Genomic DNA, 20,778 nt, shown 5'->3' on the forward strand with positions numbered 1-20,778 from the left:
AATATGAGTAAAAAAATGAATTCAACTCCTAAAAAAGATGGTTTTTGAATGCCGGGTGAATGAGAAAAACACGATCAATGTTGAATGATTTGACCTGAACGTTCTGATAATTGGAGACTTGGAGCAAAACCAGCTCAACGTGTATTTGCAAATGTAGCCAATGCCATTGCAAAATATGAAAAAGTAACAATGTTAGTTTCTCATCAACAGTTTGAAAATGCTCGTAACCTTTTAGATCAAAATGTTAGAGTAATTGAAATGTCAAATGATGATTCTTGAATGAGAGATGTAGGGCCAACTATTGTTAAAAATAAAGATGGTGAAATTCGTGGTGTTGATTGAGTCTTTAATGCTTGAGGAGGATTTAAAGGTGGGTTGTACTTTCCTTGAGATAAAGATGATGCTATTGCTAGAAAAGTTTGTGAAATTTGTAATATAGATTATTATAGAACTGATTTTGTTTTAGAAGGCGGAAGTATTCACACTGATGGAGATGGAACATTATATACAACTGAAGAATGTTTATTAAATGAAAACCGTAATCCAGATTTAACTAAAGAACAAATTGAAGAAAATTTAAAAGAATATTGTGGTGTTGAAAAAGTAGTTTGATTACCATTAGGAGTTTATAATGATGAAACTAATGGACATGTTGATAACTTATTAAATGTTGTTAGTCCAGGTCATGTTGTTTTAACTTGAACAGATGATACAACCGATCCTCAATATGAACGTTCTAAATTAGCTTATGATATTTTAACAAATACTTTAGATGCTAAAGGTCGTAAGATTAAAGTAACTAAATTACATCAACCAGGTCCATTATTTATTACAAAAGAAGAAGCAGAAGGTATAGATATTTGCGATACTATGTCAAGAGAACCAGAACAAAGAATGCCAGCAAGTTATGCAAATTACTATATTGCAAATAATGCTATTATTTTACCTATTTTTGGTGATAAATATGATGATTTAGCAGTTAAAACACTTCAATCAGTTTATCCAAATCATAAAATTGAAACTGTAATGGCTCGTGAAATTTTATTAGGTGGTGGTAATATTCACTGTATTACTCAACAACAACCAACAACTAAATAAAACTATCTTATAAACAAATTTTATTAATAAATTACCACTCATTAAAATAAAAACTTTATAATGAGTGGTTATTTTTTAAAAGATAAAAGAAATTTATAAAGAAAGGAGAAGTTAAAATGTCAAAAATTGTAATTGCTATTGGTGGAAATGCTTTAGGCAATTCACCAAGTGAACAATTAGAAATTGTTAAAAAAACAGCTAAGTCACTAGTTGATTTTATTCAACAGGGAAATGATATTGTAATTGTTCATGGTAATGGTCCTCAAGTTGGAATGATTAATAATGCTTTTGATATTGCTAATAAAAATGAGTCAAAATCTCCAATTTTAGACTTTCCTGAATGTGGATCTATGAGTCAAGGTTATATTGGATATCACTTACAACAAGCTATTGATAATGAGTTAAAACTAAGAAAAATAGATAAACAGACAGCTACAATTGTTACTCAAACTCTAGTTGATAAAAATGATCCAGCGTTTTTAAAACCAACTAAGCCAATTGGATCTTTTATGAGTGAAGATGAAGCTAAAAAAATGGCTAAAGAAAATAATTGAAATGTTGCTGAAGATGCAGGTCGTGGGTGAAGAAGAGTAATTGCTTCGCCAAAACCAATCGATATTATTGAAAAACAAGCAGTTTTACAATTAGTAAATAACTCATTTATTGTTATTGCTGGAGGTGGTGGTGGAATTCCAGTCTATCAAGAAAATGATAAATTAGTAGGAATTGCTGCTGTTATTGATAAAGATTTTGCTGCTGCAAAAATAGCTGAAATAATTGGTGCAGAAAGTTTAATTATTTTAACAGCTGTTGACAAAGTTATGATTAATTATAAAAAAGAAAATGAACAAGCTTTAGATCAACTAACTTTAGATAAAGCTCAAGAATATATTGATCAAAATCAATTTGCATCAGGTTCAATGCTTCCAAAAATTCAAGCTGTAATGTCATTTGTTAAAAAAACAAATGGTAAACCAGCTTATATTGGTTCATTAGAACAAGCTGAAAAAGTTTTACAAAATTTAAGTGGAACTAAATTTATTAAATAAAAATAAATTTATTATAGTATTTAGATACAATAATTAAAAGTAGTTAATTTTAACTACTTTTTTAGATGAAAAAATCTAATAATCCAACGAAAAAATCTAATTATATTGACTTTAGGTGGAAAATTTTAGATAATAAGATAGTTAATGGCGTAGGTGGTGAAGTGGTTAACACATCAGGTTGTGGCTCTGACATACGCGGGTTCGATCCCCGTTCTACGCCCCATTTTGAAAACAACAAACAACACTTAGGTGTTGTTTTTTATTTTTATAAATGATAAATATCTTCTATTTTTTTCTAATACTTATATGAGGTGTAATCATGAATGTTGAGTTTAAAGAAATAGAAGTTAAAAATACTAGAGCAACACAAAAACCTAAATATCTAGTTGATGTGATTTTTTCAAAACAAAAATTTCAAGAAGATAAAAAAGAATTTTACAAACTTTACTTAATAGTTTCTAAGAATTTGCGTTATTTTGACAAAGAAAAGATTTTTAGTTATTTAAATAACTTTGTTTATTCTATTAATTATAAAAATAAAGATAAATTAGTTAATTTAATTAGCAATACAAAAGAACCAATTAATTATAAAATTAGTAATACTAAAGAAAAACAACTTATTTTAATTAATCTACCTGCTAATTTATTTATTGATAATAAATTAGAATTAGTTTTTAATGCTAAATTTAAAGCAAATAATTTAAATGAAGAATTTAGTAATATTATTTTATTAAACAACAAATCTATTAAAACTGAAAATAGTTATTTAAACAATCTAGTTACTTATTATAAAAATTTTGAAGAAAATAGAACTAACCTTTTATATAATCTTTTAACTTATCAATTAAATTACAAGTCACTAGAATTTACAATCAATCAAAAATATCAAAAAATTATGGATTTTGATTATAATTTTAAAGTTAATCTGCATAAAGATTTTAATAGAAATTGAGAAATAAACTATTTAATTAACAATCTTTTGAATTTAAATATTAATAATTTCATTCAAATAAATAAATTACAAATTAATGATTATTTAAAAACTAATAAATTTTATAAAGATTTACCTAAAGGTCAAATAAAAGATGATGGTATTTATTTTAATAATAATTCAATAATTAAAGACAAAACTGTTATAAATAATTCTAATGAAAAAGGTTTTATTTTTAATGGATTAGTTGAAAATACATTTTATTATGATTTGAAGATTTTTAATGATCTGTTAAATTTTCAAACTAAGGTTAATAGTATTAAATTTATAGATTGTAATGATTGTAAATTTATAAATCCAATAATTTCTAAATATCTTTTATCAAAAGAGTTTTTTCAATCATTAGAAATTAATCCTAATTTAGAAAGTGATTTAAATAAATATGAAGTGAAGTAAAAATATTAAACTTTTTATTATGTTTGTTTTAATAGCTTCTTGTATTTTATCAACAATAGCTTCGATTTATTTTTCAAATATTTTTTCATTAGATAAAAATAATTTATTAAAACAATCTATAAAAATTAATAAACCTATAATTGATAGTGAAAAATATCTAAATAAATTATTAACATCAGATAATAAATTAAACATTACTCAGTTTAAAACTATCTTTTTAAAAGAGTTAAAAAAACAAAATAAAGATCTTTTAACACTAGATGAACTAATTACCTTTCAACATGACAATACTAGTGTTAGTGTTGCTTATCAAAACTATAAATGGTCATATAAAATTGTATATAATAATAAATAGAAGAAAGCTTAGGTGAAATAATGACTATTTATAATCAAATTATTAAAGAGTTAAAAAGCAAGGGTGCTAAGGGTAATATTACTAAAGATAGCGAATTTAAATCTCTAGGCTTAGATTCTTTAGATTTAATGGATATGGTAGTTACATTAGAAGAAAAATTAAATATTAGAATTAATGATGATCAACTACTAAGTCTACGTACTATTGATGATTTGTTAAAAGTAATAGAGGAATTAAAATAAAATGATTGTTTTATCTAAAACTCAAAAACAAAAATACAATCAAATAGTTCAAAGGTTAAAAGATAAAAAAATCAGATTAACTGATATAAGAAATATTGTAATTAAAATGCTAATTATTTCTGATCATTTAACTATTCAAGAAATTATTAATAATTTAGAATCTGAAATTAATAATATTAATGTAATGAGTGTTTATAATACCATTGATTTACTATTAAAAGAGCATATTGTCTTTGCTAATACTTTTAATGGCAAAGATATTTCTTATGAAATAGCAGCTGATAAGTCTGTTCATTTAAAATGTGATGAATGCTTAAAAGTCATTCATTTAGATGACAAGAATATAAAAAATTATCATTTCTTAGAATTATTAGATTTATGTGAAAAAAATAATATTAAGCTAACCCATTTTAAAATTGAAGGACATGGATATTGTTTAAAGTGTTCAAATAAAGAAATAAATAAGTAGATGAGTTAGCTAATGATATGTATTTGCCTTGAAAAACTCATTAATTGACTTTATAATTATAAGTGAGTTTTATAGGGGCATAGTTCAGTAGGTAGAACATCGGTCTTCAAAACCGAGTGTCACGAGTTCGAGTCTTGTTGCCCCTGCCATTTTGAAAGTAAATCACACCTCGTGTGATTTTTTTATAGGAGAGTAGTTCAATGGTAGAACGTCGGTCTCCAAAACCGAGCGTTGAGGGTTCGATTCCTTTCTCTCCTGCCATAAGAAATAAAAAAAACTGGGAACCCAGTTTTTTTTATTCTTCAATTGCAACAAAACCTATAGTCTCAATCCCTGCATGAATAGTGTAAATATTTGGCACATATCCGTGAATAAATTTTACTTTTCCATCATTAAGAATTTGTTTAATAATTTCAACAGTTTTGCTTGAGGTTAGTGGAGTTGATAAAAAGTATAGTTTATATTTATTTTTTTTAAACTTTTTAGAAAGATTTTTTATTAATTTTTCAATAAGACCATTATAAGTTCTTCCAATGGCCTCTTTTTTAGGTTCTTTTGCTCAAACAATTAGTAATTTAGTTTTTAAAAGATTTAAAACAGTTGTAATAACTCCTTTAGCTCTACCACCACTTGATAGTTTTTTTAGATCTCCTGGAATTATAGCTATTAGAACTTTTTCTTTAAAGTTGTCTATAAATTTAATAGCTTGTTCTACAGTTTTAACTTTATTACTTTTAATAGCTTTTGCAAGACTTAAGGCAGTATAAGCAATAGCTTGAGCAGCTAAATCATTGTTTTGATAAACTGTTACTTTATCTTTGTATTTTTCATCTTGACTAACTAAAGTAGCTGTTTGTAACATAGAAGATAAGTTATTAGTAATTGGAATATGAATAATATGATCATACTTTTCTAATAATTCATCATATTTTTGTTCTAATTCTCCAGGACTTGCCTGGCTAGTTTTTATATTAATTCCTTCTGAAACTTTTTCTAAAATTTTTTCTTGGCTTACAGTACTATTGATGTCTAAGTACTCATCATTGTTTGGAAAAACTATATGAAGTGGAATTACATCAATAATTGTATCCTTAAATTCAATGGGATCATAAATAGCAGCACTATCAACTAATATACCAAATTTCATAATTGTCACCTCTATTTTTTTCAAGCTACTAATGCAATAGTATCAATTCCAGTATGTGATGCTATTACATTTGTTAATTCTGATTCTAGTCTTATTTTTAATTGTTCTTCTTTAATAATATTTTTAATCATTTCTAAAGTTTTTTCATCAGTTCTAGAATATGAAATATCTATGGTTTTTAAACCTTGAACTTGTTCTTTTAATAAGCTTAAAGCTTCTTTTAAAGCTTTTTTAAAAGTTCTAGCTGTTGATTGTTTATCAATGCTTCCATCATATTTTAGAATTGGAGTTATTTTTAAAATTTTAGCTAAAGCTGCTGCGGCTGGAGAAATTCTTCCACCTTGTTTTAAAGTATCTAAGTTTTTTGGAATAATATAAGTTACAAAATCATCTGCTATTTTTTCAATTAATTTTGAAATTTCTTGTGCAGTTTTATTTTCTTTTATTCACATAAATACTTTATTGACAACTTCTTGCATAACAACACTAACTGCATTAGTATCACATACAAAAACTTTATTTTCATATTTTTCTTCAGTTTGTTGAAGCATTTTAAAAGTGTTGTATTGCCCACTCAATCCTTTTGAAATTGGTAAAAAAATGACTTGATCATATTTAGTTAATAGTTCATCTCACATTTTCAACATATCTCCAGGAGTTGTTTGACTAGTTTTTAAAACCTGTGTGTTTAAGAGATTATAAAATTTATCTTTTGATAAATTTTCATCATCATAATATGTTTGATTGTCTTGAGTTACGATAATTAAAGGAATCACGTAAAGGTCTTGATAATCACTAACTTTTCCATCAAAAGATGAATCAGTAAGAACTGCTATTTTTATATTAACCACCCATTTCTATTTCTTTAATTAGATTATATAAATTGATATAATATAATACAATGGTAACAAGGAGGATATTGACTGTGAATAACATAAAATTTGGAATTTTTTATAGTAAACAGTTCAATAGTTTGTTGGTAAGTTTTTATAATAAAAAAGTTACATCAATCCAACAAATAAATAATATAACAATATTGAAAAATAATGATCAAATAATCGGTGCAAATATTTTTAATGTTGATCAAAATTTAGATTTGAAATCAGGATTTTGTTCTGAAGATCCAAAAGTAGTAAATTATGTTATTCAAACTTTAAAAGATATTATTTGAATTAATCAAGAACAACAATTTTTAATAGGAAGAATTATTGATTGTGAACCTATCGAGGGAACTCATTTAAATATTTGTAAAGTAGATATTAAAGATGAAATTTTGCAAATAATTTGTGGTGCAAGTAATGTTAGAAAAAAAATGATTTCTGTTGTAGCAACTTTAAATAGTTGATTACCAAATGGAACTCAAATCATTCAAAGTAAAATTAGAGGTGTTGACTCATTTGGAATGTTGTGTAGTTATAAGGAATTAAATATTGAAAATGAACAACAAGGAATTATTGATTTAGGTAGTGAATATAATAATAAAATTGGTGAAAGTTTCTGAAAGGAATATTATGCAAAATAAAATCAAGTTTAAATTTGACCCTAGAATAAAAGATGGTTATTTTATAGCTGATTACTTTAAAAAGACTGTAGAAATTCTAAAAAAATTTAAACCTGATCAAAAAGTTACGATGCAATTTTTTCAAAGAAATGATAACGTAGTTTTATGTGGAGTTAATGAAGTTATAGATCTTTTAAAATTTGCTTCTCCTAATTTTGATGATTTAGAGATATATGCATTAAATGATGGAGATATAATTAATAGTAAAGAACCAGTTTTAAAAATAACTGGAAGATATCAAGATTTTGGTTGATTAGAAGGAATAATTGATGGGATTTTGTCAAGAAATACTTCTATAGCTACCAATTCAAAACAAATTATCGATGCTGCTAATAATAAAAATGTTTTAAATATGTTAGATAGAGCAGATAATTATTTAACACTAGCAAGTGATGGTTATGCTTCTTATATTGGTGGATTTAGATTATTTGTAACTCAAGCTAGTTTAGAATATATTGATGATAAAACTATTCCAATTCCATCAGGTACAATGCCTCATGCATTGATTCAAGCTTTTAATGGAGATACTTTAAAAGCAGCTGATGCATTTTATAAAACATATTCAAATAATAATTTAGTTGTTTTAATAGATTATGATAATGATTGTGTAAATATGGCAACTAAAATTGCAAAACATTTTAAAGATAAATTGTTTGCAGTTAGATTAGATACTTCTGAAAATTTAGTAGATAAATTTTTTATTAAAAATAAAGAATATGAAAATAAAACTAATTTAAATGGAGTAAGTGAACAATTAGTTAGAGAAGTAAGAAAAGCTTTAGATAATGCTGGATGTAGTCATACAAAAATTATTGTTTCATCAGGTTTTTCAGCAAAAAAAATTAAAGAATTTGAAAACAACAAAGTTCCAGTAGATATTTATGGAGTTGGATCTGCTTTAGCTAAAATAAATATTCACTTTACAGGTGATGCTGTTTTAATCAACAATAAAAAACAAGCAAAATTTGGAAGAGAAAATATTAAAAATCTTAGATTAAAAAAAGTTAAATAGGAAGTTTTATGAAAAATAGTATATTAGAAGAATTGAAATGAAGAGGGTTAATTAAACAATTTACAAATGAATCTAAAATTTTAGATGCTCAAAATAATAATGATGCAGTTTATTGTGGGTTTGATCCAACAGCAGATTCACTACATGTTGGTCATTTAATGATGATTATTACTTTAAAAAGATTTGCTTTACAAGGCTTTAAACCAATTGCTTTAATTGGTGGAGCTACAGGAATGATTGGTGATCCATCATTTAAAGCCAATGAAAGAGTTTTACAAACAAAACAACAAGTAGATCATAATATTAATAAAATTAGTGCTCAATTAAAAGAAATTATTCCAACAGTTATTTTTGTAAATAATCGAGATTGACTAGAAAATATTAGTTTAATTGACTTTTTAAGAGATATAGGAAAACATTTTAATCTAAGTTATTTATTAGCAAAAGAATCAATTGATACAAGAATTCAAACAGGCTTATCTGTAACTGAGTTTTGTTATACTATGTTACAAGCATTTGATTTTTATTATTTATATAAAAATAATAATTGTAGTATACAAATTGGTGGATCTGATCAATGAGGAAATATTACTAGTGGTATTGATTTTATTTCTGATAATGTTAATAAAAACAATAAGGCAGCAGGAGTAACTATTAATTTATTAACCAAATCTGATGGTCAAAAATTTGGAAAAACTGAATCTGGGGCTGTTTGATTAGATAAATCTAAAACTAGTGAATATGAATTTTATCAATTCTGAATTAATCAAACTGATGAAGATTCTATTAATCTATTAAAATGTTTAACATTTTTAACTAAAGATCAAATTGAACAATTAATTAAACAACATAATCAACAACCTTCTAAACGTCTTTTACAAAAAGCTTTAGCTAGTGAAATGACAAAGTTTGTTCACCAACAACAAGGACTAGATAAAGCTTTAAAATTAACAGAAGCTTTTTTTAGTGGTAATTTATTTTCACTAACTGATGATCTATTTAAAATGGCTTTAAATTCCTTACCAAATACTCAAATCAATAAAACTACTAAAGTAATTGATGCTTTAATTGAAGTAAAAGCTGCTAGTTCAAAAAGAGAAGCTAGAGAATTTTTAACTAATAAAGCGATTATGATTAATAATCAAATAATAGAAGATGAAAACACTTTAATAAGTAGTTTTGATTTAATCCAAAATAAATATTTATTAGTTAAAAAAGGTAAGAAAAAATATTTTGTTATTTTAATAAAGTAAAAATCTAAGTTGTTTAAAACTTAGATTCTTTTGTTTATATTTTCAAAAATACTATTAATTTATTGTTTTATTATTATAGTTTTATAATTTGTTAAATAGTTTATTTTTTGATATTTTTTAAACTTATATCTCAACTTATAACTAGTATTACCCGAGTTTTACAGTTGTTGTGCTAATAAATAGATAAAAAAGATGAAAAGTTCAGATTTTAAGGGCTTTTTCATCTTTTTTCTTACGCCTATTTACTTTTTCCAAAGTTATGCTAAAATATTTATAGGAGATATTATGATAAAACGAGATAAGATAAAATTTAAAGACGGGACTGTTAAGACATATTTTAGAGTTGTTAGAGGATATCGAGATAAAGACGGAAAAGTTAAACAAGAAATCGTTAAAAGTTTTGGCTATCTAGAAGACCAACTAGATCAAAATAAATTCATAAAAGAGGTTGAAGAGTTTAACAAAAACGCACTTAAAGGACCTAGAATAACTTTTAGTGAAATTAAAGATAAATCATTTTTAGATGATCTAAGTTCAAGTTCATATAACTTTGGTTACAAATATTTAGAAGCAGTATATCAATTCTTGGAATTAGATGATTTTTTTGCTAGCTTAAACTACAAAACAACATATTCTATAAATGAAATTTTCAAGTTTTTAGTTTTGCAAAGAATAATGTCACCAGCTTCTAAGAGATCTACATATAAAAAGATAGAATCCTTTTATAATAAAGATCTTAATTTTCCTATTCATGCTGTTTATAGATGCTTAGATTACATTGATAAGCACTCAGATGAACTTCAAAAACATTTAAATAAGGTTATTTCATCAAAAATAGGAAGAAATGCAGTTGAAACATTCTTTGATTCAACAAATTTTTATTTTGAAAAAGACTTTGAAGATGCAGATGTTTATGAAGAGGTTTTTCCTCTTGAAACTAATAAAAAAATCATAAATGATCAGCAAATAATTTCAATTAAAGACGGTAATACAGAAAAACAATATAAAAAAATTACAGGTTTATTGAAACGCGGAGTTAGTAAAGAACATGTTGTTGATCCAATTGTTCAGTTGGGATTTATGATGGATTCAAATGGAATTCCAATAAGCTATAAGATTTTTCCAAGAAATACTTCAGATTCAAAAACTCTTTTACCTATTTTAAATGAAGTAAAAAGTAGTTATAACTTAGAGCGAACTGTAATAGTTGCCGATAAAGGAATAAACTGTCAAGAAAACATAAAATCTATTGCTAAAAATGGTGACGGATACTTATTTTCACAAATTCTAAAAGGTAAAAAAGGTAAAAAATACCAAGAAAAAATGTTTGATGAATCATTGTATAAAACAGTTACTTCAGACTATAAATACCAAGAATTTATCGAACCAGTTACTTATTTTGATGAAAATAACAAAAAAGTTACAGTTAAACAAAAGGTTTTAATTTGATGAGATGGCAAAAGAGCAAGAAGAGATATTAGAAAAATTAATGAAAAAGTGCTAAAAGCACAAAACGCAATTAAATATGGGGTTGCTAATCTTACACATAGCTACACAAAATATATAGAAACACAAAATTATTCATCAATAACAGGTGAAATAGCTGATAAAAAACAATTTATAATTGATGTAGAAAAAATAGAAAAAGATTTAAAATTTGCAGGTTATTCTTGTATTGTGACTTCAGAACTTGAATATGATCACAAAAAAATCCGCGATTTATACCACGGATTAGCAAAAATAGAAGATGTTTTCAGAGTAACAAAAAACGATCTAGCAACAAGACCAATGTTTGTTAGAACCAAAGAACACATAAATGCTCACATTTTAATATGTTATGTTTCTCTGGTTATACTTAGAATAATTTTTCATAAATTAAATGGGAAACTTAGTGTAGAAAGAATTATCAAAGCACTTAATATGTGCTCTTGTAGCAATATAAGTGGTGGAATTGTTTATATTTACAAAAATGATGAAAAACAAGGTTTTGAAATAAAACAAGATCAAAATGGAAAGAATTATTCAACTACAAAAATAATTAATGATAGTTCACAAACTGTTGAAGATTTTAAACTTTTATCAAAGCTATTTGAAAAAACAAACACGATAAAATCGCTAATGACAGATGTTGAATTTGATAAAATTTTGAACTCTATAAGATTTAAATAACGATTAAAATATTGTTGCACTTTTTACTTTAGCACAACAACTGTAAAACTCGGGTTATATCTCAACTTATAACTAGTATTATTTTAAAACTATAAAAAACTCACTAAAATTAATATAAGGAGCAACTATGAACTATATATCTTTATTAACTATTAAAAATCAATATGATTTTTTAGAATCTTTAATTACTATTGATCAATATATAGAATTTATTAAAAAAAATAAACTTAGTTATGCTTTTTATAGTGAAACTCATACTATGTATGGTGTTGCTGAGTTTTTTAAAAAAGCTACTGATAATAACATAAAGCCAATAATTGGTTTAACAATTGAATTTGAAGATTCTACTAAATTTATAATTTATGCTAAAAACAAAAAAGGTTATCAAATTCTTAATTTTGTTTCTAGTTTTTTAAATGATGGATTTAATCATTATGATTATGAAATTAAAGAATATATTTTAGAACTAGTTAATAATAATGTAGTTGTTATTGGTTTAATTAGTGATTTAGATTTTAAAACACATTTAATTAATAAGTTAAATAATGATTTTTATGATGTTAAAGAATTAAATCTATATTTTAATCAAATAAGCTATTTAGATATAAATGATCAAAAAACTTTTAATATTTTAAATGCTGTTAAGACTAATAAAACAATAAAACAAATTCAAAATATTAATAATTATTTTTATCCAGATAATGATTATTTATTAAAAAATTATTCACTAGAAAATATTAAAAAAGTTATTAATGAAATTAATTTAAAAGTTGATTTTAATTTATTTGATAGTAATAAAAAACATTTAGTTAAATATAAAAATATAAATAATTTATCTTCATTTGAATATTTACGCCAAATTTGTTTATTGTCATTAAAAAAATATCAACAAAAAATTAAGCCTAATTTAGATTTAAAACTATATATTAATAGGTTAAATTATGAATTAAAAGTTATTAAGCAAATGGGGTTTAGTGATTATTTTTTAATAGTTAGTGATTATGTGAATTTTGCAAAGAAAAACAATATTTTAGTAGGTCCTGGTAGAGGAAGTGCTGCTGGTAGTTTAATTAGTCATTTATTAAGAATTACAGATATTGATCCATTAGAATATGATTTATTATTTGAAAGATTTTTAAATCCAGATAGATCAAATTTACCTGATATTGATTTAGATTTTCAAGATAATAGAAGAGAAGAAGTTTTAGAATATTTATTTGAAAAATATGGTAAAAATCATGTTGGTATGATTACAACTTATCAAACTATTGGTTATAAAATGGCTTGAAGAGATGTGTGTAGAGTTTTTAATATTGATTTATTAATTGTTAATAAAATTTCTAAAGTTTTAGATCAATATACAAATTCTGATTTTTTAGAGTTTATTAAAGAAAATAAATTATTAAATGATTATTTTCAAAACAATGTATTTAAAGAAATTTTTATAACAATGCATAAAATTGTAGGTTTACCACGTCAAACTTCAACACATGCAGCTGGAATTGTTTTAACTGATTGTGATTTAAGAGAACTTGTTCCTATTAAAATTGGTTTTAATGGAATTAATCAAATTCAATTTGATATGAATTATTTAGATGATTTAGGTTTAATTAAAATGGATATTTTAGGGTTAAGAAATTTAACTACTATTCAAGAAATAAAACATTTAATATATTTAAATCAAAATCTAAAAATTAGCTTAAACAAAATTCCATTAAATGATAAAAAAGCTTTTGAGCTTTTAAAAAATAAACAAACTTCAGGAATTTTTCAACTTGAATCAAAAGGAATGACTGATCTAATTTCAAAAATGCAAGTTGATAGTATTGAACAAATTTCAATAGCTTCAGCTTTATATCGTCCAGGTCCTCAAGAAATGATTCCAACTTATTTAGAAAATAAAAAAACTAATAAGTTTAAAATTATTGATCAAAGTGTTTTTGAGATTTTAAAACCAACTTATGGAATTATTATTTATCAAGAACAAGTAATGCAAATGCTTAATAAAGTAGCTAATTTTTCTTATGCAAAAGCTGATATTATAAGAAGAGCTATGAGTAAAAAAAATAATAAAGTAATGCAATCAATGAAATTAGAATTTATTAATAGTGCTGTTAAGAATAATTTTTCTTATAATAAAGCTAATTTAATTTGAAATTGAATTGAAAAATTTTCAAATTATGGATTTAATAAATCACATTCTATTTCTTATTCTTATATAAGTTATTGATTAGCTTATTTTAAAGCTCATTTTACAACTGAATTTTATACTAGTTTATTAGATCAAAATATTGGTAATGAAATTAAAACTCAACAATATATTAAAGAGTTGTATGATTATAAGATTAAAGTTAATAAACCAAGTGTGATTAATGCTAATTTTAATTATCAAATTATAAACAAACAAATTTATATGCCATTAACTTGTATTAAATCAATTGGTTATGAAGTAGTTAAAAAGATAAATTTAGCTAAAAGCGAAAATGAAAATATGTATTTAGATATTCATAATTTTATACTAGCTATAGTTAAACAAAAAATTAATATTAATGTATTGCAAACTTTAATAAAAGCTGGAGCTTTAGATATTTTTAATTATAATAAAAAGACAATGATAGAAAATTTAGATTTATTAATTAGTCAAGCTAATGCTTATAAACAAGTTAATAATATTTTAGATGATGAAAAAATTAATTTAATTATTTATGATGAATATGAAGATGAGATTTTAGCAAGTTTTGAAAAAGAATTATATGGTTTTTTTATTGAACAAAATCCTATTTTAAAACTTAAAACTAGTAATTTTGATTTAAATCTTATTGATATTTCTAAACTTGAATATAATAAAGTACAAGTAATTTTAGGTTATATTTTAAAAATTAAAGAAATTAAAGATAAAAATAATAATAAAATGGCGTTTGTAACAATTTTTGATAACACTAGTGAACTTGAACTAACAATTTTTAGTAGTGATTATAAAGATATTTCTGATCAATTAATAGAAAATGAAGCTTATGTTTTTAAAGTATTAAAAACTAAAACAAATAATAAAACTTCAATAAAGTTTGTTAGTTTAATTAAAGCTATTTAGGAGGTTATATGAAAATTAAAATTTTAGTAGTAGATGGTAATTCTTTAATTTTTCGAGCTTTTTATGCAACTGCTTATTCACCAAATACTAGTTTGTTAAAAACAAAAAGTGGTGTTTTAACAAATGCAGTTTATTCTTTTATTAATATGTTATTATCTGTAATTCATCAAAGAGGACCTTATGATCACATTTTAATAGCATTTGATAAAGGAAAAAAAACTTTTAGACATGATTTATTAAGTGATTATAAAGCTAATAGAATTAAAACTCCTAATGAATTAATTGAACAATTTAGTATAGTTAGAGAATTTTTAACAAAAGCAAATATTCAATGATTTGAACAAGAAAATATTGAAGCTGATGATATTGTTGGTTCAATTTGTAAATATGCTCAAGAGCAATTTGATGATTTACAAGCTGAAATTTTAAGTAGTGATAAAGATATGTATCAATTAATTACAAATAAAGTAATTTGTTTAAATCCAATTCAAGGAGTTAATGAACTTGAAGAAATTGATACTAATAAGTTATTTGAAAAATGACAAATCTTACCAAATCAGGTTCCAGATTATAAAGCAATAGTTGGTGATTCTTCAGATAATTTAAAAGGAGTTAATGGAATTGGTCAAAAAGGAGCTATTAAATTAATTCAACAATATGAAAGTTTAGAAAATATTTATAATAATTTAGAACAATTAAAAGGTGCAATTAAAACTAAATTAGAACAAGACAAACAAATGGCTTTTTTATGTAAAGATTTAGCAATAATCAAAACTGATGTAGTTTTAGAAAATTTTTCTTTTAATAAATTAGATTTTAATGTTAATAATATTTATGAATTTTTAAACAAATATGAAATGTATTCTTTAAAAAAACGTTTTTCAAATATTTTAAATCTTGATTTTAATTCTTATCAAAATAATAAAAAAAATTTAGATATTAAAATAATTAGTTCATGATCAAAAGATTATGAAGATTCTATAAATTATTTGTATGTTGAATCATTAGAAGAAGATTATCATAAAGATAAAATAATTGGAATTGGCATTTCAAATAATAAAGGAAATTTTTATTTAGATTTTAAAAATAAAGTTCAGCAATTATCTTTTTTTGAAGATACAACATTAAGTTCAACTGACAGTTTGTTTGAAGAGTTTTTAAATAATAAAAACTTAAAAAAATATACTTATGACATTAAAAAAACTACTTATTTATTAAAAAATCACAAGTATAATGTGTTACCAAGTAATTTTGATTTTGATTTTATGGTTGCTTGTTATTCATTAAATGCTAATGTTGTTTCTGATTTATCTAACCAAATTAAATTAGTTAATCAACAAGAAGAAATTGAAACAAATGAAATTATTTTTGGAAAAGGAGTTAAAAAAAATCCAGATATTGATATAGATATTAAGTCTAAATATATTAGTAAAAAAGCTTATTTATTAAAAAAATATTCTGATAAATTAATTGAACAATTAAAACAAACTAATACTTATGATTTATATTTAAAAATTGATTATCCTTTAATTGAGGTTTTATATGATATTGAAGTCCAAGGAATTTTAATAGATAAAGAACAGTTGAAATTACAAACTGAACAAATATTAAAAAAAATTAATCATATTGAATGGCAAATGAAAATTATGGTTGCTGAAGAAATTGATAATAATTTTAATTTTTCGTCACCAAAACAAATTCAAGAATTATTATTTAATAAATTAAAGCTGCCTAATTTAGAAAAAGGTACTACTAGTAAAGAAGTTTTAGAAAAATTAATAACTTTTCATCCAATAATTAATTTATTATTAGAACATAGAAAATATACTAAGTTATATACAACTTATTTAAAAGGTTTTGAAAAATTTATTTTTGATGATAATAAAGTTCACACTATTTTTAATCATACTTTAACAAATACTGGTAGATTAAGCTCTTCTTATCCAAACATTCAAAATATTTCTATTAGAGATAATGAACAAAAAGAAGTTAGAAAAATTTTTATTACAAATAATAATAAGACATTTTTAAGTTATGATTATTCTCAAATTGAATTAAGAGTTTTAGCACAAATGTCTAAAGAGTCAAATCTAATTAAGGCATTTAATCAAAATGCTGATATTCACTTACAAGCTGCTAAACTAATTTTTAATATTAGTGATGATCAAATTACAAGTGAACAAAGAAGAATAGCTAAAGTTTTTAATTTTGGAATTTTATATGGTTTAACTGATTTTGGTTTAGCAAATGATTTAAATATGAATGTTAATCAAGCAAAACAAATGATTAAAGATTATTATTCTGCTTTTCCAAGTTTATTAGATTTTAAAGAAAAACAAGTAGAAATTGCAACAAATCAAGGCTATATTACAACTTTATCAAATAGAAGAAGATATATTAGTGAATTAAATTCAACAAATCATAATATTAGACAATTTGGAAAAAGAATAGCAGTAAATACACCAATTCAAGGAACTGCTTCAGATATTTTAAAAGTAGCAATGATAAGCATTTATAAAAAAATTAAAGAGCAAAATTTAGATGCTAAAATTGTTTGTCAAATTCATGATGAAATTATTTTAGAAGTTGATAATAATCAATTAGAACAAACTAAAAAAATTGTTATTAATGAATTACAAAATGCTTTAGAAAAATTATTTTTAGATTTAAACATAAAAGATCAAGTAGTTGTTAAATTAAAAGTTGGAGAATCAGTTGGTAAAACTTGATTTGATCTAAAATAGAAAGGTTAATATGCCAGAACTACCAGAAGTTGTTACAGTTACAAACACAATAAAACCAAGTTTAATAAATAGAACAATTATAAAATCAGAAATTTTTTCTAATAAAATAGTTTCTTCAATTAGTGTTGAACAATTTATCAATCTAACTAAAGAACAAAAAATATTAGATATTTATAATTTAGCTAAATATATAGTTTTTGAACTAAAAGAATATGTAATTATTTCTCACTTAAGAATGACTGGAAAATGAGTAATTGAAGATCCTGACCAATATGCTTATAAGAAATCTTGATTAAAAGCTGAATTTTTATTAGATAATAATTTAGTAGCAAGATTTTATGATATGCGTGGATTTGGTACTTTAAATCTTTACAATAAGTCAACTTTTTTAAAAGATTCACATCTTGATAAACTAGGACCGATTCCTTTAAATAATCAAACTAGTGTTGATTATTTATTTAATAAATTGCAAAAATCTAATAAAGCTATTAAAACAGTTTTACTAGATCAACATATTATTAGTGGATTAGGAAATATTTATGTTAATGAGGTGTTGTTTTTATCAAAAATCAACCCTTTAACTAATGCTAATTTAATAACAAAAGATCAAACTAAAGAAATTATTAAAAATTGTGAAAATGTTTTAAGCCAAGCGATTTTGTTAAAAGGCACTACAATTAGTGATTTTGAATCATTACCAGGAGTAACTGGAAGTTATCAGAATAAACTTTTTGTACATTTAAATAATAAAAATTGTAAATTGTGTAATACTAAAATTTCTAAAATAAAAGTTAATGGAAGAGGAACTTATTATTGTTCTAATTGTCAAAAATAATTGTGGATAAGTGGATAAGATATACATAACTACTATTTAAAACTACTATTTATAACTTCTAACAAGCAATTAATTACCAATTAAAAATAATTGCTTTTTTCTTTTAAAAAAAATTATAAACTTAGGTATTATAACTATTAGAAGAGAGGTTAAAGCTATGTTAAGTAGGAATTTTTCTTATTCTGTAAGCCTAAATTTTGAACTATCTCAAGAACAGTACAAATCATTAACTTGTTTATATCAACCTCTTATTAGCGCTCAAGCTATAAGCTTATATTTAACTTTAATTCAAGAAGTAAAAATTAGTAATATCTTAAAAGAAGAAGCATTAGAATCTAAAAGATTATTAAATATTACTAATTTTTCTTTTAAAGAATTATCAAAAGCACTTGATTTATTAAATGCTTTTAAATTAATTAAAGTTTATGTTAAAAAAAGTGATTATAGCTTAATTAAATTTGAAATTTTAGAGCCTTTAAAAAGTAATGAGTTTTTTAATCACAAATATTTAAATAACCTTTTATTAAACAAATTAGAAGCAAATGATTATGAAATTACAAGATTTATGCTAATTAGTGAAGCTCAAATTAATACTAATCAATATCAAGAAATAATAGTTGATTTAACTGATGTTTATGATGAAAGTTTAATTTGTGATTTTAATTGTTTTGATTTTGAAATTAAAAAAGCATCTAATTATTTTGAAAAACTAAATGAGTTTTTAAATTTAGATTATTTAATAACTAGTTTAAAAAATAAAAATATTAGTTTAGATTTTGTAGATCAAAATACATTTAAAAGTTTGTATGAACTTTTAACTATTAAAAAATTAACTGAAGAACAAATTATTAATTTAATTATTAATTCTTATAATTCTTATAATAAAAACATTGATCTTAATTTATTTAAAAACCTATTAATTGATCTAACAACAAAAAAAGATACTAATAATACTAATTTAGAGTTAATTGAATTAATTAATAAAACAAATTGATTTGAATATAGTAAACAAAAATATGATATTGATTTAAGCAAATACACTACTGTTTTTGAAAATATAAAAAACAATTATTGCTTATCTAATGGAATTATTAATTGCTTAATTGATTTTAGTTATAAAAAAAACAATGAGCAAATTATAGTTAAATATATTGCTAAAATTGCAAAAACTTTATTTGATAAAAACATTAACACTACTTTAAAAGCAATGCAGTTTTTAAAAAATATTCAAAATAAAACTACAACTAATTATGAAACAATTTTTAAATCTGATGATTTTAATTTACAAGCTGAACCTATTTTTGAGTTTACTGAAGAAGAATTAAAATGTTTGGTATAGAAAGTATTTATGAAACTAGATGATTATAAAAATAATCCTAAAATTAAAAAGTTAATTGATGATTCTTTAAATTCAAATGATGTAATTACAGATCAAGTTTTATTGGATAATAAAAATATCTTAGATGAGTTTTTATTTAATTATAAAGAATGTAGTTTAGATAAAAAGTGTAATCAAATAGTTAAAAATTATCAAGTTGATTTAGTATTTAAAGATCATTTATTTTACTTAAAAAATGTTTTATGTATTCATGGTAAACAAACAGAAAAACTTTTTATAATTAAAAAAAATTATTTATTTAGTGATTTTGATCTTAATTTATTTTCTTTAACTTATGATGAGTATTTTAAAAATGAATTAAATAATTCAGAGTTTAGTTTATTAGGTCAAAAAGAAAAAGATATTAGAAAAAAGCTTTTAAGTAATATTTTAAAATTTGTTCAAAAAAATTCTAAAAAAGGTATTTATTTATATGGTAATTCTGGAATTGGTAAAACTTATATGTTTAAAGTTTTAGCAAATACTTTAGCTAGTAAAAATAAAACAGTGATTTTTTCAACACTAAGATCTTTAATAGATAAATTAAAAGAATCATTTAATTCTTCTGAAATTAATTCCTTAGAATTAATGAAAAAAATAAAAACAGTTGATTTTTTATTTTTAGATGATATTGGTGGAGAAAATCTTTCTTTATGAGCTAGAGATGACTTTTTATTTGAAGTTTTAAATTATAGAATGGAAAATCAAAGACCTACATTTTTTACTTCTAATTTTTCTATTGATTTATTAGAAAAAAACTTACAATTTACAAGACAATATAATAATTTTTTAAATTCAAAAGATGTATTTGAATTAGAAAAAATTAAAATTGAAAGATTAATTTCAAGAATTAAAACTCTATCTAAAGAACTATTTTTTATAGGAAGTAATAAAAGAAAAAACTAATTAATTTACTTTTATTTATCTATTATTTGTATAATTTAAAATGTTATTAGTATTTTATATGAATACAAATAAAACAAAAGAA

At 22.8% G+C, this 20,778-nt stretch carries 17 protein-coding genes and 3 tRNA genes; 18 read left to right on the plus strand and 2 right to left on the minus strand.

The genetic code is table 4. From position 1 onward, the window contains the following. The first annotated feature begins 3 nt into the window (after nucleotides 1–3). The 9 genes from aguA (at nucleotide 4) to V2P32_RS01805 (ending at nucleotide 4,861) form a co-directional block, all read left to right on the plus strand. Nucleotides 4–1,098 carry an agmatine deiminase gene (aguA, locus tag V2P32_RS01765; protein WP_434343833.1) on the plus strand — a complete coding sequence of 365 codons (1,095 nt, stop codon included), beginning with the start codon at nucleotides 4–6 and terminating at the stop codon, nucleotides 1,096–1,098. Between the two features lie 116 nt (nucleotides 1,099–1,214). After that, nucleotides 1,215–2,147: a carbamate kinase gene (arcC, locus tag V2P32_RS01770; protein ID WP_434343834.1), complete on the plus strand. Its 933-nt coding sequence runs from the start codon at nucleotides 1,215–1,217 to the stop codon at nucleotides 2,145–2,147. A gap of 147 nt (nucleotides 2,148–2,294) precedes the next feature. Further along, a tRNA-His gene (locus V2P32_RS01775) sits at nucleotides 2,295–2,370 on the plus strand. A gap of 96 nt (nucleotides 2,371–2,466) precedes the next feature. Continuing rightward, nucleotides 2,467–3,534, plus strand: coding sequence for a hypothetical protein (locus V2P32_RS01780; protein WP_434343835.1), 1,068 nt, complete (start codon nucleotides 2,467–2,469; stop codon nucleotides 3,532–3,534). Further along, nucleotides 3,521–3,889 carry a hypothetical protein gene (locus tag V2P32_RS01785; RefSeq protein WP_013447935.1) on the plus strand — a complete coding sequence of 123 codons (369 nt, stop codon included), beginning with the start codon at nucleotides 3,521–3,523 and terminating at the stop codon, nucleotides 3,887–3,889. The genes V2P32_RS01780 and V2P32_RS01785 overlap by 14 nt, the downstream gene beginning before the upstream one ends. 20 nt (nucleotides 3,890–3,909) lie before the next feature. Next, entirely contained in the window at nucleotides 3,910–4,131 is a 222-nt protein-coding gene (locus V2P32_RS01790) for an acyl carrier protein (protein WP_013447934.1), read from the plus strand. Between the two features lies 1 nt (nucleotide 4,132). Beyond that, nucleotides 4,133–4,600, plus strand: a complete 468-nt coding sequence (locus V2P32_RS01795) for a Fur family transcriptional regulator (RefSeq protein WP_013447933.1) — start codon at nucleotides 4,133–4,135, stop codon at nucleotides 4,598–4,600. A 73-nt stretch (nucleotides 4,601–4,673) separates the two neighbouring features. Further along, nucleotides 4,674–4,749: transfer RNA gene (locus V2P32_RS01800), tRNA-Trp, on the plus strand. A gap of 37 nt (nucleotides 4,750–4,786) precedes the next feature. After that, a tRNA-Trp gene (locus V2P32_RS01805) sits at nucleotides 4,787–4,861 on the plus strand. A 34-nt stretch (nucleotides 4,862–4,895) separates the two neighbouring features. On the opposite strand, the gene V2P32_RS01810 is transcribed toward V2P32_RS01805, so the two are convergent. Further along, nucleotides 4,896–5,747: a DegV family protein gene (locus V2P32_RS01810; RefSeq protein WP_107669516.1), complete on the minus strand. Its 852-nt coding sequence runs from the start codon at nucleotides 5,745–5,747 to the stop codon at nucleotides 4,896–4,898. A gap of 11 nt (nucleotides 5,748–5,758) precedes the next feature. Further along, nucleotides 5,759–6,598, minus strand: a complete 840-nt coding sequence (locus tag V2P32_RS01815; RefSeq protein WP_434343836.1) for a DegV family protein — start codon at nucleotides 6,596–6,598, stop codon at nucleotides 5,759–5,761. A 74-nt stretch (nucleotides 6,599–6,672) separates the two neighbouring features. Between V2P32_RS01815 and ytpR the strand changes: the two genes are divergently transcribed. The 9 genes from ytpR (at nucleotide 6,673) to V2P32_RS01860 (ending at nucleotide 20,696) form a co-directional block, all read left to right on the plus strand. Next, the gene (ytpR, locus tag V2P32_RS01820; protein ID WP_434343837.1) at nucleotides 6,673–7,269 is read left to right on the plus strand and encodes a YtpR family tRNA-binding protein; all 597 of its coding nucleotides are present in this window, start codon (nucleotides 6,673–6,675) and stop codon (nucleotides 7,267–7,269) included. Continuing rightward, nucleotides 7,259–8,320, plus strand: a complete 1,062-nt coding sequence (locus V2P32_RS01825; protein ID WP_434343838.1) for a nicotinate phosphoribosyltransferase — start codon at nucleotides 7,259–7,261, stop codon at nucleotides 8,318–8,320. The genes ytpR and V2P32_RS01825 overlap by 11 nt, the downstream gene beginning before the upstream one ends. 8 nt (nucleotides 8,321–8,328) lie before the next feature. After that, nucleotides 8,329–9,573: a tyrosine--tRNA ligase gene (gene tyrS, locus V2P32_RS01830; protein ID WP_434343839.1), complete on the plus strand. Its 1,245-nt coding sequence runs from the start codon at nucleotides 8,329–8,331 to the stop codon at nucleotides 9,571–9,573. A gap of 285 nt (nucleotides 9,574–9,858) precedes the next feature. Continuing rightward, nucleotides 9,859–11,742 carry an IS1634 family transposase gene (locus V2P32_RS01835; RefSeq protein ID WP_434343840.1) on the plus strand — a complete coding sequence of 628 codons (1,884 nt, stop codon included), beginning with the start codon at nucleotides 9,859–9,861 and terminating at the stop codon, nucleotides 11,740–11,742. A gap of 127 nt (nucleotides 11,743–11,869) precedes the next feature. Further along, nucleotides 11,870–14,833 carry a DNA polymerase III subunit alpha gene (gene dnaE, locus V2P32_RS01840; RefSeq protein WP_434343841.1) on the plus strand — a complete coding sequence of 988 codons (2,964 nt, stop codon included), beginning with the start codon at nucleotides 11,870–11,872 and terminating at the stop codon, nucleotides 14,831–14,833. Nucleotides 14,834–14,841: 8 nt separating this feature from the next. Then, complete coding sequence (gene polA / locus V2P32_RS01845) at nucleotides 14,842–17,577, plus strand: DNA polymerase I (protein WP_434343842.1); 2,736 nt, start codon at nucleotides 14,842–14,844, stop codon at nucleotides 17,575–17,577. A gap of 10 nt (nucleotides 17,578–17,587) precedes the next feature. Next, the gene (gene mutM, locus V2P32_RS01850) at nucleotides 17,588–18,412 is read left to right on the plus strand and encodes a DNA-formamidopyrimidine glycosylase (RefSeq protein ID WP_434343843.1); all 825 of its coding nucleotides are present in this window, start codon (nucleotides 17,588–17,590) and stop codon (nucleotides 18,410–18,412) included. A 157-nt stretch (nucleotides 18,413–18,569) separates the two neighbouring features. After that, nucleotides 18,570–19,751, plus strand: coding sequence for a DnaD domain protein (locus V2P32_RS01855; protein ID WP_434343844.1), 1,182 nt, complete (start codon nucleotides 18,570–18,572; stop codon nucleotides 19,749–19,751). A 9-nt stretch (nucleotides 19,752–19,760) separates the two neighbouring features. Then, a complete protein-coding gene (locus V2P32_RS01860; protein WP_434343845.1) occupies nucleotides 19,761–20,696 on the plus strand; it encodes an ATP-binding protein in 936 nt (311 codons plus the stop codon). Nucleotides 20,697–20,778: the final 82 nt, after the last annotated feature.

The organism is Mycoplasma sp. 06067-C1-B144P-99-0482-3 (genome assembly GCF_051053925.1).
GTDB classification, from domain to species: domain Bacteria; phylum Bacillota_I; class Bacilli_A; order Mycoplasmatales; family Mycoplasmataceae; genus Mycoplasma; species Mycoplasma leachii.